At 71.4% G+C, this 11126-nt stretch carries 11 protein-coding genes; 5 read left to right on the top strand and 6 right to left on the bottom strand.

Going from position 1 to position 11126, the window contains the following annotated elements:
- Nucleotides 1–102: 102 nt before the first annotated feature.
- Nucleotides 103–570: a ribose-5-phosphate isomerase gene (locus ACLL9L_RS09765; RefSeq protein WP_411284457.1), complete on the bottom strand. Its 468-nt coding sequence runs from the start codon at nucleotides 568–570 to the stop codon at nucleotides 103–105.
- Nucleotides 571–610: 40 nt separating this feature from the next.
- On the bottom strand, nucleotides 611–1195 hold the full coding sequence (locus ACLL9L_RS09760; RefSeq protein ID WP_411284458.1) for a disulfide bond formation protein DsbA: 585 nt from the start codon (nucleotides 1193–1195) through the stop codon (nucleotides 611–613).
- Between the two features lie 179 nt (nucleotides 1196–1374).
- On the opposite strand from ACLL9L_RS09760, the gene pepN reads away from it, so the two are divergent.
- Both pepN and ACLL9L_RS09750 read left to right on the top strand, forming a co-directional pair.
- Entirely contained in the window at nucleotides 1375–3963 is a 2589-nt protein-coding gene (gene pepN / locus ACLL9L_RS09755) for an aminopeptidase N (protein WP_411284456.1), read from the top strand.
- Nucleotides 3956–4930, top strand: a complete 975-nt coding sequence (locus tag ACLL9L_RS09750) for a mechanosensitive ion channel family protein (RefSeq protein WP_411284455.1) — start codon at nucleotides 3956–3958, stop codon at nucleotides 4928–4930. Before pepN ends, ACLL9L_RS09750 begins: the two co-directional genes overlap by 8 nt.
- Before the next feature lie 6 nt (nucleotides 4931–4936).
- On the opposite strand, the gene ACLL9L_RS09745 is transcribed toward ACLL9L_RS09750, so the two are convergent.
- A complete protein-coding gene (locus tag ACLL9L_RS09745; protein ID WP_411284454.1) occupies nucleotides 4937–5338 on the bottom strand; it encodes a globin in 402 nt (133 codons plus the stop codon).
- A gap of 127 nt (nucleotides 5339–5465) precedes the next feature.
- Here ACLL9L_RS09745 and ACLL9L_RS09740 point away from each other — a divergent pair, with 127 nt between their 5' ends.
- Nucleotides 5466–7241 (top strand): alpha-amylase family glycosyl hydrolase, encoded by a 1776-nt coding sequence (locus ACLL9L_RS09740; protein ID WP_411284453.1) that lies wholly within the window; start codon nucleotides 5466–5468, stop codon nucleotides 7239–7241.
- Between the two features lie 13 nt (nucleotides 7242–7254).
- On the opposite strand, the gene ACLL9L_RS09735 is transcribed toward ACLL9L_RS09740, so the two are convergent.
- Nucleotides 7255–7458 (bottom strand): hypothetical protein, encoded by a 204-nt coding sequence (locus ACLL9L_RS09735; RefSeq protein ID WP_411284452.1) that lies wholly within the window; start codon nucleotides 7456–7458, stop codon nucleotides 7255–7257.
- 60 nt (nucleotides 7459–7518) lie between these two features.
- On the opposite strand from ACLL9L_RS09735, the gene ACLL9L_RS09730 reads away from it, so the two are divergent.
- Nucleotides 7519–8304: a glycerophosphodiester phosphodiesterase gene (locus ACLL9L_RS09730; RefSeq protein WP_411284451.1), complete on the top strand. Its 786-nt coding sequence runs from the start codon at nucleotides 7519–7521 to the stop codon at nucleotides 8302–8304.
- A gap of 21 nt (nucleotides 8305–8325) precedes the next feature.
- Nucleotides 8326–9741 carry an MFS transporter gene (locus ACLL9L_RS09725; protein ID WP_411284450.1) on the top strand — a complete coding sequence of 472 codons (1416 nt, stop codon included), beginning with the start codon at nucleotides 8326–8328 and terminating at the stop codon, nucleotides 9739–9741.
- A 90-nt stretch (nucleotides 9742–9831) separates the two neighbouring features.
- Here the strand turns inward: ACLL9L_RS09725 and ACLL9L_RS09720 are convergent, their stop codons facing one another.
- Both ACLL9L_RS09720 and ACLL9L_RS09715 read right to left on the bottom strand, forming a co-directional pair.
- On the bottom strand, nucleotides 9832–10461 hold the full coding sequence (locus ACLL9L_RS09720) for a hypothetical protein (protein WP_411284449.1): 630 nt from the start codon (nucleotides 10459–10461) through the stop codon (nucleotides 9832–9834).
- Complete coding sequence (locus tag ACLL9L_RS09715) at nucleotides 10458–10907, bottom strand: acyl-CoA thioesterase (protein ID WP_411284448.1); 450 nt, start codon at nucleotides 10905–10907, stop codon at nucleotides 10458–10460. The genes ACLL9L_RS09720 and ACLL9L_RS09715 overlap by 4 nt, the downstream gene beginning before the upstream one ends.
- Nucleotides 10908–11126: the final 219 nt, after the last annotated feature.

Raw genomic sequence — 11126 nt, 5'->3', positions numbered from 1 at the left:
CCGGTGTTGGTGGCCACGCTCCGCACCCTAGGACGCGACCGTTCGGTGGGTGCCGTTCTTTACCAAACTCTGGTAGAAGCGGCGCGCCTTGTGACCTAATTGTCACGTTTCATCCGGCAGTACGCCCCCGGTTTCGTACGCGGAGACCATCGCGATCCGGCGCGCGTGGCGTTCGACGCCCGAGAACGGTGTGGCCAGGAAGACGTCGACGATCGCCTTGGCCTCCTCGACGGCCGTGAACCGGCCGCCGATGGAGACGACCCGGGCGTCGTTGTGCTCTCGCGCCAGCTGCGCCAGCTCGGGCGTCGACGCGAGCGCCGCACGGATGCCCGTCACCTTGTTGGCGGCCATCTGCTCCCCGTTGCCCGACCCGCCGAGGACGATCCCCAGGGACGTCGGGTCCTTCGCCACCGCCTCGGCAGCACGGAGCACGGCCACCGGGTAGTCGTCCTCCGCGTCGTAGTGGCGCGGACCGTGGTTGGTCACCTCGTGCCCGGCGTCCCGCAGGTGGGTGAGCAGTGCCTCGTGCAGCTCGTATGCCGCGTGGTCACCGCCGATGTGCACGCGCATGTCCGTGCTCCCTTCCGCTCGCTCGTCGCTCGCTCGATCGTCAGTCGAAGACCGGGCTTTGGGTGCGGGTCCGTTTGATCTCGTAGAAACCGGGCGTGCGGGCGACGAGCAGGGTGCCGTCCCAGAGCCGGCCGGCTGCCTCACCCCTGGGGGCCGGGGTGACGACCGGGCCGAAGAACGCGACCTCCCCGACGCTGATGACCGGGGTGCCGACGTCGGTCCCGACCAGGGAGATGCCCCGCCTGTGGCTGCGTCGCAGGGCCGCGTCGTACTTCTTCTGCCGGGCGGCGCTGCCCAGGCTCGCCGGCAGCCCGACCTCCTCGACGGACTCGGCGACGACCTGCTCGTAGTCCTTCATCCGACCGAGGTGGATCCGCGTGCCCATCGCGTCGTAGAGGGGCTTGACGACCTTCGCGCCGTGCGACTGCGAGGCGGCGATGATGACGCGCACCGGTCCCCACGCCTGCTCCATGAGGTCGCGGTACTCCTGCGACAGGTCGGCCTTCTCGTTGAGGACCGACAGGCTCATGACCGACCACGTCAGGTCGACGTCCCGGACCTTCTCGACCTCCATCAACCAGCGGGATGTCAGCCACGCCCACGGGCAGGCCGGGTCGAACCACATCTCGGCCTGGGCACGCCTGGGCGGGGTCTTCGCGGTCCGCGAGGGTCCGGCCTCCGCCTTCCTCTTCGCAGGGCTCATGCGCTGCATCCTCTCACTGCTCGCGTCGGGCACGTCGCGTCGTCGTGCCATCATGGCGGGCGTCCAGCCCCACGACCCCACCGAACCTTGGAGTGAACCCAGTGCCCGGCCAGAACCTGACCCGCGACGAAGCGGCTGCCCGCGCCGAGCTGGTCTCGGTGACCAGCTACGACGTCGTCCTCGACCTCACCACCGGCCCGAAGACCTTCGCCACCACGACCACGGTGCGCTTCGTGTCGACGACCCCGGGCGCCGAGACCTTCGTCGACTTCGTCGGTGACACGGTCGCGGCGATCACGCTCAACGGCGCTGACCTGGACCCGGCGGCACACTGGGCCGACTCGCGGATCACCCTGCCGGGCCTCGCGGCCGACAACGAGCTCGTGGTCCGGGCCACCGGGCTCTACACCAACACGGGCGAGGGTCTGCACCGCTTCGTCGACCCGGTGGACGACGAGGTCTACCTCTACAGCCAGTTCGAGGTCCCGGACTCGCGTCGGGTGTATGCCGTGTTCGAGCAGCCCGACCTCAAGGCGACCTTCGCCTTCACCGTCACGGCCCCCGCCCACTGGACGCTGGTCTCCAACTCGCCCACGCCGGAGCCCACCGGCGCAGGTGAGCTGCACGGCATACCCGCTGCCACCTGGGCGTTCGAGGCGACACCGCGGATCTCCTCCTACATCACAGCCCTCGTGGCCGGACCCTACGACGTCGTCCGCGACGAGGTGGCCTCGCGCGGCGGCACCGTGCCGCTCGCCGTCTACGCGCGCAAGTCACTCATGCAGTACGTCGACGCCGACAACATCCTCGACTGCACCAAGCGCGGGTTCGCCTTCTTCGAGAAGGAGTTCGACTCGCCCTACCCGTTTGCGAAGTACGACCAGATCTTCACGCCGGAGTACAACGCCGGCGCCATGGAGAACGCCGGCTGCGTGACGATCACCGAGGTCTACGTCTTCCGGAGCAAGGTCCCCGACTCGACGGCGGAGCGCCGCGCCCTGACGATCCTTCACGAGCTGGCCCACATGTGGTTCGGCGACCTCGTGACGATGACGTGGTGGGACGACCTCTGGCTCAACGAGTCGTTCGCCGAGTGGGCCTCGACGGTCGCCCAGGCCGAGGCGACGGAGTGGTCCGACGCGTGGACGACCTTCCAGAGCCACGAGAAGACGTGGGCCTACCAGCAGGACCAGCTGCCCTCGACACATCCGGTCTACGCGGACATCAAGGACCTCGACGACGTCCTCATCAACTTCGACGGCATCACCTACGCCAAGGGTGGCTCGATCCTCAAGCAGCTCGTCGCCCACGTCGGACGTGAGCCCTTCGTCGAGGGGCTGCGGTCCTACTTCCGCAAACATGCCTGGGGCAACACGCGCTTCGCCGACCTCCTCGCGGAGTTCGAGGCCAGCTCCGGTCGCGACCTGAGCACCTGGTCCGAGGTCTGGCTCAAGACGGCCGGGGTCAACACCCTGACGATCGAGGTGGAGACCGACGACGCGGGGGTCATCACCGCGGCGACAATCGTCCAGAGCGCCGACCCGGCATACCCGACGCTTCGCCCGCACCGGGTCGCCATCGGTCGCTACGACCTCGTGGGCGGCGCTCTGGAGCGCGTCGGACGCCACGAGGTGGACGTGGACGGCGAGCGCACCGAGCTGTCCGAGCTCGTCGGCCTTGCCCAGCCCGACCTGCTCCTGCCCAATGAGGACGACCTCAGCTATGCCAAGCTGCGTTTCGACGAGCGGTCGCACGCCACGGCGCTCGCGCACGCCGCCGACTTCACCGAGAGCCTCCCCCGGTCGCTCGTCCTCGGGGCATTCTGGGAGCTGGTCCGCGAGGGCGAGCTCGCGGCGCGGGACTTCATCCCGGTGCTGCTCAGCGCGGCGGAGATCGAGCAGCACTCCACGGTCCTGCGCACGATCCTCACGACCACCAAGCAGATCCCGTCGCAGCTGATCACCTCGGCAACGAGCTACACGGCCCCCGCCCACCGCACCGAGACGCTGCGGACCGTCGCCGACACGCTGCGTGAGCTGGCCGAGGCCGCGCCGGCCGGCAGCGACCGACAGTTCCAGCTCGTCACTGCCTTCGCCCGCGTCGGTCACGGCGACGCGGACGTCGCACGGATCCGGGCGGCCTTCGACGGGTCCCGGCCCTACGAGGGACTCGCCCTCGACCAGGACCTGCGCTGGGCGCTCCTCGCGTCGCTCGCGGCAGCAGGAGCCGCCGACGCCGACGAGATCGACGCGGAACTCGAGCGGGACAACACGGCGACCGGGCGGGAGCGGGCCTTCCTCGCCAGGGCCGCCCGACCGACGGCGGAGGCCAAGGCCGAGGCCTGGCGTCTCGCCGTCGAGCAGGACGGTCAGCCGAACTCGGTCGTCGAGGCCCTCGGTGCCGGGTTCAACCGGGCCCAGGACCCCGAGGCGCTCCTGTCGGGCTATGTCGCGAAGTACCACGACGCACTGCTACCGATCTGGGAGTCGCGCTCGGCCGCGATCCGCGAGCGGTTCGTCACCTACTTCTACCCGCGCAGCCTCGCCGGCCCGCAGCTGGCGGCGGCGACCCGGGAGTGGATGGACACCAACCCCGGCGCGCCGGCCGCCCTGCGCCGCCTCGTCGGGGAGAACCTCGACACCGTCCTCACGGCGGTGCGGGCCCAGGAGGCGGACGCCAAGCGTGACTGAGATCGTCGTTACCGCACTGCCCGGTGACGCCACCGTGTTCGGGGCGATCGAGGTGGGCGCGGCGTGGGAGAGGCTCGCCGGCCCGCCGTTGCTGATCGCCTCGACCCTCATCGGCGCCGTGGTGCTGCGGTGGCTCGCGCTGCGGGTCATCGAGCGGATGGTGGCGACGGCGGCGACGCGCAGTGACGCGCGGCTGCAGAGGGTGCCCGGTCGCACCGGCCGGGTCCTCGCCGACGTGACCGGGCTGGCGCACGAGCGCCACCTGCAGCGCACGAGGACGATGGGCGCCATCCTGCGCAGCATCGTCACCTTCGTCGTCTTCGGGGTGGCCATCCTCACGGTGATGGCGACGGTCGGCCTGCCGCTCGGTCCGCTGCTGGCGTCCGCCGGGGTCGGTGGGGTCGCCCTCGGCTTCGGCGCCCAGAGCCTCGTCAAGGACTTCCTCTCGGGGATCTTCATGATCGTTGAGGACCAGTACGGCGTCGGCGACATCGTCGACACCGGGTCGGTGACGGGGACCGTCGAGGACGTCACGCTGCGGATCACCCGCCTCCGGGACGCGAACGGCGTGGTCTGGTATGTCCGCAACGGCGAGATCCTGCGGATCGGCAACAAGTCACAGGGCTGGTCGACCGCGCTCGTCGACGTCCAGGTCAGCTATGAGGAGGACCTCGCGCGGGTCACCCGGGTCATCGCCGAGGCGGTGGGTGACCTCGGCGCGGCCGAGCCGTGGTCCGCCCTGCTCATCGAGGAGCCCTCGGTCGTCGGCATCGAGTCGATGACCGGGGGATCGGTCATCCTGCGGATCAGCGCCAAGTGCATTGCGAACGAGAACTACGCCGTCCAGCGCGAGATCCGCGAGCGGGTCAAGGCCGCGTTCGACCAGCACGGGATTGTCGGCGCCGCCCCGCCGCCCGCTCCGCCGCCGGTGCCGCCGTCCGGCGGTGGCACGATCCCGCCCCCCTGAGCCGGCTCAGGTGGAGCTTCCGTTCGCGAGCTGCTCGTCCTCCAGCTGGTTGACCAGCGAGTGCGCGGCCCGGGTGAGGTAGTCGCGCAGCAGCAGGTCGTGTGCCTCGTCGAGAGCGAGGGTGTCGACGGCAGCGAGCATGTGCGTGAGCCAGCGGTCCCGCTGGGCCGGTGTCACGGCATACGGGTGGTGACGCATCCGCAGGCGGGGGTGGCCGCGCTCCTGCGAGTAGGTGCCCGGGCCGCCCCAGTACTGCTCCAGGAAGCCGAGCAGCCGCAGCTGGGCCGGGCCGAGGTCCGCCTCGGGGTAGAGCGCCCGCAGCTCCGGGTCACCGGCCACCCCGACGTAGAACTCGTGCACCAGCCTGGCGAAGGTCGGGTGCCCACCCACCTCGTCGAAAAACGTCACCTCGACATCCTCGCACTCGGGGTGGCCGGGCCCGGCATCCGCCCCGAGCGAGAGCCCGAGCGACACACTGTGAGAATCGCCGTGCAGGAATTTGCAGGATCTTTCAGCAATGCCCCACCCTTGACGGGTGACCCAGACCTTGACCTCCACCTCCGCCGCCCCGGCAGCCACCGCGGCCGCCGCCGCCGATCCCACCGCCTGGTGGCGCCATGCCGTGATCTACCAGATCTACCCGCGTTCGTGGGCCGACGGCGACGGCGACGGCATCGGCGACCTGCCCGGGGTGACCGCCCGGCTGGGATACCTCAAGGACCTCGGGGTCGACGCGGTCTGGTTCTCCCCGTTCTACACCTCGCCGCAGGCCGACGCGGGCTACGACGTCGCGGACTACCGCGACATCGACCCGCTCTTCGGGACCCTCGCCGACGCCGACGCGATGCTGGCCACTGCCCGCGAGCTCGGCCTCAAGGTCATCGTCGACCTCGTGCCCAACCACTCCTCCGACGAGCACGTGTGGTTCCGGGCGGCCCTCGCGGCGACGCCGGGCTCGGCTGAGAGGGCGCGCTACATCTTCCGTGACGGCTCCGGTGATGGCGGTGAGGTGCCCCCCAACAACTGGCGGTCCGTGTTCGGCGGGCGTGCGTGGACCCGGATCACCGAGCCCGACGGCACCCCCGGCCAGTGGTACCTCCACCTCTTCGACCCGAAGCAGCCCGACTTCGACTGGGACAACCCGCAGGTGCGCGAGGAGTTCGAGTCGGTGCTGCGGTTCTGGCTCGACCGCGGCGTCGACGGTTTCCGGGTCGACGTCGCGCACGGCCTCGTCAAGGAGTCCGGGCTGCCCGACTGGGACGAGAAGCAGGAGATCCTCGGCGGCATCGGTGAGGTCGAGGCGAGCGAGCACCTGTCCCTCGATGCCGACGAGCGGGACGGCAAGCCGCGTCCGCCGATGTGGGACCAGGACGGCGTCCACGAGGTCTACGAGACGTGGCGCACGATCCTCGACTCCTACGGCAAGCCCGACCGCATCCTCTGCGCAGAGGCATGGGTCGAGCCGGCCGAGCGGGCAGCGCGCTACGTCCGCCCGACCGAGATGAACCAGGCCTTCAACTTCGACTTCCTCGAGTGCCCGTGGAAGGCTGCCCGACTCGTCAGGGTCATCGACCACTCCCTCGCAGCAGCGGCCTCGGTCGGCGCCCCGAGCACGTGGGTCCTGTCGAACCACGACGTCGTGCGGCACGCCTCGCGTCTGGGCCTGACCCAGGACAAGCGCCGGCCCAACGGCATCGGCAGGGACGACGTGCAGCCGGACCGTGACCTCGGCCTGATGAGGGCCCGCGCCGCGACGACGCTCATGCTCGCCCTCCCCGGTGCGGCCTACGTCTACCAGGGTGAGGAGCTCGGGCTGCCGGACTCGACGGACATGCCGGACGAGTTCCGTCAGGACCCGACCTTCGCGCGCAGCCAGGGCACCGAGCTCGGCCGCGACGGCTGCCGGGTGCCGATGCCATGGACCCGGGGCGCTCCGTCCCTCGGGTTCGGCCCCTCCGACTCGACGTGGCTGCCGCAGCCGGCCGCCTACGGCGACTACGCCGTCGACCAGCAGGTCGGCCGGGAGGACTCGACCCTCGAGCTCTACCGCACCCTGCTCCGGGTCCGCCGCGAGGAGCGCCTCGGCGAGGGCTCGCTGCGCTGGCTCGAGGAGTATGCCGGGCAGCCCGACGTCGTGGCCTTCGCCAACGAGCGTGCGGGAGACGCCCACATCGTCGTCATTGCCAACCTCGGGGCGGCGCCGCTGCCGCTGCCCGCCGGTGCCTCCGTCGTCATCAGCTCGGGCGCGCTCCACGATGACGGCGCGGTGCCGACCGACACGACGGTCTGGGTCCGGCTCCGCTCCTCCTGACCTCGCCCCCGACTCAGGTGCGGCGACGCTCTGCCAGCACGGAGTCGGGCACCTCACCCTGGGCGTCGATCGGCGTCCACGGCTCTGACCTGACCCACTCGCTGCCACATGCCGAGCAGTCGAAGACGGGGTCGCCACCCAGGACGTCGCCCGTCGCCGACCAGGCACACTCCGAGCGGCAGCCGGAGACCGTCAACGGTCGGGTCGGGTCGTCCATCCCGTCATTGTCGCAAGGGCGCCGAACCCCCGGCGCACCGCATGGCAAGGTGGCCGGGTGATGACCGCGGCGGACTACCCGTACTTCGACGCCGGGCCGCTTGCGCTCGCCCACCGCGGCGGCTCGACGTACGCCCCGAACCGCGGCATCGAGAACACCCTCACGGCGTTCCGCAACGCCGTCGACCTCGGCTACCGCTACCTGGAGACCGACGTCCACGCGACGGCCGACGGTCGACTCATCGCCTTCCACGACGACCGGCTCGAGCGCGTCACCGACAGTCGTGGCCTCATCGCCGACCTGCCCTGGTCGGCCGTGGCGGCGGCCCGGATCAACGGGGTCGAGCCGATCCCCGAGCTGGCCGAGCTGTTCGGGTCCTTCCCCGACACCCGGATCAACATCGACATCAAGGCGGTTGGCGCCGTCGCGCCCCTGTGGCGGACCATCAAGGAACACCAGGCGCAGGACCGCGTCTGCGTCGGGTCGTTCTCCGAGCGCCGGCTGTCGGCGTTCCGTCGGCTGGCGGGTCCCCGTGTCGCCACCGCCGCCGGCCGGCTGGGCACGGCTGCCCTGCGGTTCGCCCCCGGATGGGTGAGCACCCTGTGCCATTCCCCTGCCCAGGTCCTCCAGATCCCCACGACCCACCCGGTGCGGGGACGGACCGTGCAGCTCGTCACACCACATCTGCTCGAGACCGCGCACCGCCTCGGGAAGCAGGTCCACGTCTGGACCATCGACGACCCGGCCGAGATGGCGCGGTTGCTCGACCTCGGCGTGGACGGCATCGTCAGCGACCGGATCGACACCCTCAAGGAGGTGCTCACTGCCCGCGGGCAGTGGCGCTGACCCCGCCGTAGACTCGAGCCAGTGAGCACCGGCAACCGCACCACCTCGGCGACCCGCTCGGGTGACCCGAAGGACGGACCGTTCTCTCCGGCATACCGGCTCATCACCGTCGCCCTCATCGCCCTGGTGACGATCATCGCCTTCGAGGCGATGGCCATCGCGACGGCCATGCCGCAGGCCGCGGCGGACCTCGACGCCGTGCGCGGCTACGGGCTCACCTTCTCCGTGATGCTCACCGCGCAGCTGCTCGGGATCGTCGTGGCCGGGGTGTGGTCGGACCGCTCCGGCCCCATGCCGGGACTGTATGCCGGGCAGCTCCTCTTCGCCGTCGGCGCCGCGATCTGCGGTCTGGCCACCAGCTTTCCGATGCTGCTCGTCGGACGCGCGGTCACCGGATTCGGCGCCGGGGTCGTCATCGTCGTCCTCTACGTGGTCGTCGGGCAGGTCTATCCGGGCACGACCCGACCGCGGGTGTTCAGCTTCATCTCGGCGGCGTGGATCCTGCCGTCCCTCGTCGGTGCGCCCCTGTCCGGCTGGTTGGCGGCGACCTTCACCTGGCGGCTCGTCTTCTGGGTCGTCGTGCCGCCGGCCCTTCTCACGCTGGCGGTCGTCGCGAGGCAGTCCGCGGCGATCCGTCAACGCGACGACCGCTCCGAACACGGCACGCACGATCGGTCTGCCCACCGGCGGACCGCCCGGATGGGCGCCCTCGTCGCGCTCGCCGCCGGCCTGCTGCAGCTCGGCACGCACGAACGGTTCCCGCTGCTGTCCTGGCAGAGCGTGGCAGCGCTCGCGGGCCTCGGCGGGCTCCTGCTCCTCACGCCCGGGCTGCTGCCCGCGGGCACGATGCGGATGGCGCGGGGGATCCCGTCCATCATCGCGAGCCGGTTCCTGCTCAACGCCGCCTTCAACGGGACCATCACCTACGTCCCGCTGATGCTGACGCAGGAGCGCGGCACGACGCTCGCCACCGCGGGCATCGTCCTCGCGCTGGGTTCACTCGGGTGGTCGGCCGGCTCCTGGGTGCAGGGCCTCGCCTCGATGGCCGGCCGCCGCTCATCGCTCGTCTCCGCGGGCGGGCTGTTCCTCACCCTCGGCTGCCTCGGCCTCGTCCTCGTGACGGCACTCGGCTGGCCGGTGGGGCTGTTCGCGCCGGCCATGGTCCTTGCCGGCACGGGCATGGGTCTCGCCTCGACCTCCCTGTCGGTGCTGCTGCTCGACGTCGCCCCGACCGGGGAGTCCAGCACGGCCTCGGCGGCGCTCCAGCTCTCGGACGTCCTCGGCAGCGTCATCGGGATCGCCGGTGCGAGTGCGCTCTTCGCGTCCATGCACACCACGGGCGGGGACACCCGCACCTACCTGGTTATCTGGGGGTCACTCGCCGCGGTCGCTGCCCTCGTCGTCGTCGGCGGCCGACGCTGCGCCGTCCGCGCCTGAGGCGGGGGACTCGACGCAGGAGGGTCGGTCGGGTGGCCGACCGCGGCCACCGGACCAGCACCGTCACCTGACCAGCACCGTCGAGCACGGTCACCTGACGAGGACGTGGCCGCGGTCGGTGGCCACGCGGACCCACCGCCCCTGCACATAGACCCTCGCGTTGCGACCGGCCTCGAGGAACCCGAGCACGGATGCGGCGAAGGCGGCCCCCGCAGGCACGGGCGGAGTGGTCTCGGTGAGACGCCCCCACACGGACTGCCGCAGCAGGGTCACGGCGGGCCCGCCCGCCGGAGCAGCGGATGCGCGGGCAACCTCCTCGATGCCGGCCCGGGCGACCGCCTCCAGGTCCGTGGACGCCACCTCGCCCACCGGTTCCCAGCCGCCGCGCTGCGGGGCCAGGGCGGCCCAGACCGCACTGACGCTCGTCGGGGGGACGAGCAGCTCGACGCCACGCGGCTGCCGGGCGATGCGGTCGGCGAGGCTGGCGAGGGAGACGACGACGTCGAGCGCCGACGGCTCGGCCAGTGCCATCGCCCGCAGGCCCGTCACGGTGCCCTGGCCGAGCAGCCCTCGGCCGGGCAGGACGCCGACGTGCGCCGCCAGGGTCACGTCGAACGCCTGCAGGTGCATCGCCCCGTCCGGGTCGACGGTGCGGGCCCGGGCCACGAAGGTGACGAAGTCGGCATACCCCCGCTCGTCGTCGAAGACGAGGCTGGTCACCGGCTGCGCCACCGGAAGGCCACCGCGTCGCCCGCGTGCGCCCGGAGGATGTCGCGCTCGTCGGTGCGGATCCGGCGGGGGCTCGACGTCGGGAAGTCGTAGACGACGAGACCCGTCTCGGCGCGGGCGTAGAGGACGTCGCCGACGCCCTGCGGGTCACGCACCTCGTAGCCGAGGTCGAAGCCGGCCCCGGAGATCTTGGTGCACCACATGTCCACGGCGATCGGGGCGTGGCGGAAGGTCAGGGGGGCGACGTACTCGATCTCGTGCCGGGTCACCAGGACACCCTCCTCGAGGAGGGGACGGTCCCGGTCGAACCACTGCGCGAAGCCGGTGACGCGCGCGTCCTCGAGCAGCCGGAGGAACTGGACGTTGTTGACGTGCCCGTAGGCGTCCATGTCCGACCAGCGGAGCGGGACCGTGGCGCAGTAGTGCGAGCTCGACATGCGCCCATCCTCTCAGGGTGACGCGCCCGGTGGGGGGTGCCGGGGGGTGCCGGGGTGACGTGGGCGACGCTGTGGACGACCCGGCTGCCGTCCCCGCCGGCACGTACGGTGGACATCATGGACACACCCCGCACCCTCGACCTCGCGGCCGACGCCGCCGCCGCCCTGCACCGCCTGGTCGGCCGCGACGACGTCACCTTCCGTGACGGGCAGCTCGAG

It is taken from the genome of Lapillicoccus sp., from assembly GCF_046595215.1.
Taxonomy (GTDB): domain Bacteria; phylum Actinomycetota; class Actinomycetes; order Actinomycetales; family Dermatophilaceae; genus Lapillicoccus.
This window is presented reverse-complemented; position numbering and strand designations above follow the sequence as displayed.

What these genes read in the sequence shown, in the direction of transcription:
- ACLL9L_RS09735 (WP_411284452.1), bottom strand. Translation starts at nt 7,458, where the DNA reads ATGGACGACCCGACCCGACCGTTGACGGTCTCCGGCTGCCGCTCGGAG.
- ACLL9L_RS09715 (WP_411284448.1), bottom strand. Translation starts at nt 10,907, where the DNA reads ATGTCGAGCTCGCACTACTGCGCCACGGTCCCGCTCCGCTGGTCGGAC.
- ACLL9L_RS09760 (WP_411284458.1), bottom strand. Translation starts at nt 1,195, where the DNA reads ATGTGGTTCGACCCGGCCTGCCCGTGGGCGTGGCTGACATCCCGCTGG.
- ACLL9L_RS09765 (WP_411284457.1), bottom strand. Translation starts at nt 570, where the DNA reads ATGCGCGTGCACATCGGCGGTGACCACGCGGCATACGAGCTGCACGAG.
- ACLL9L_RS09730 (WP_411284451.1), top strand. Translation starts at nt 7,519, where the DNA reads ATGACCGCGGCGGACTACCCGTACTTCGACGCCGGGCCGCTTGCGCTC.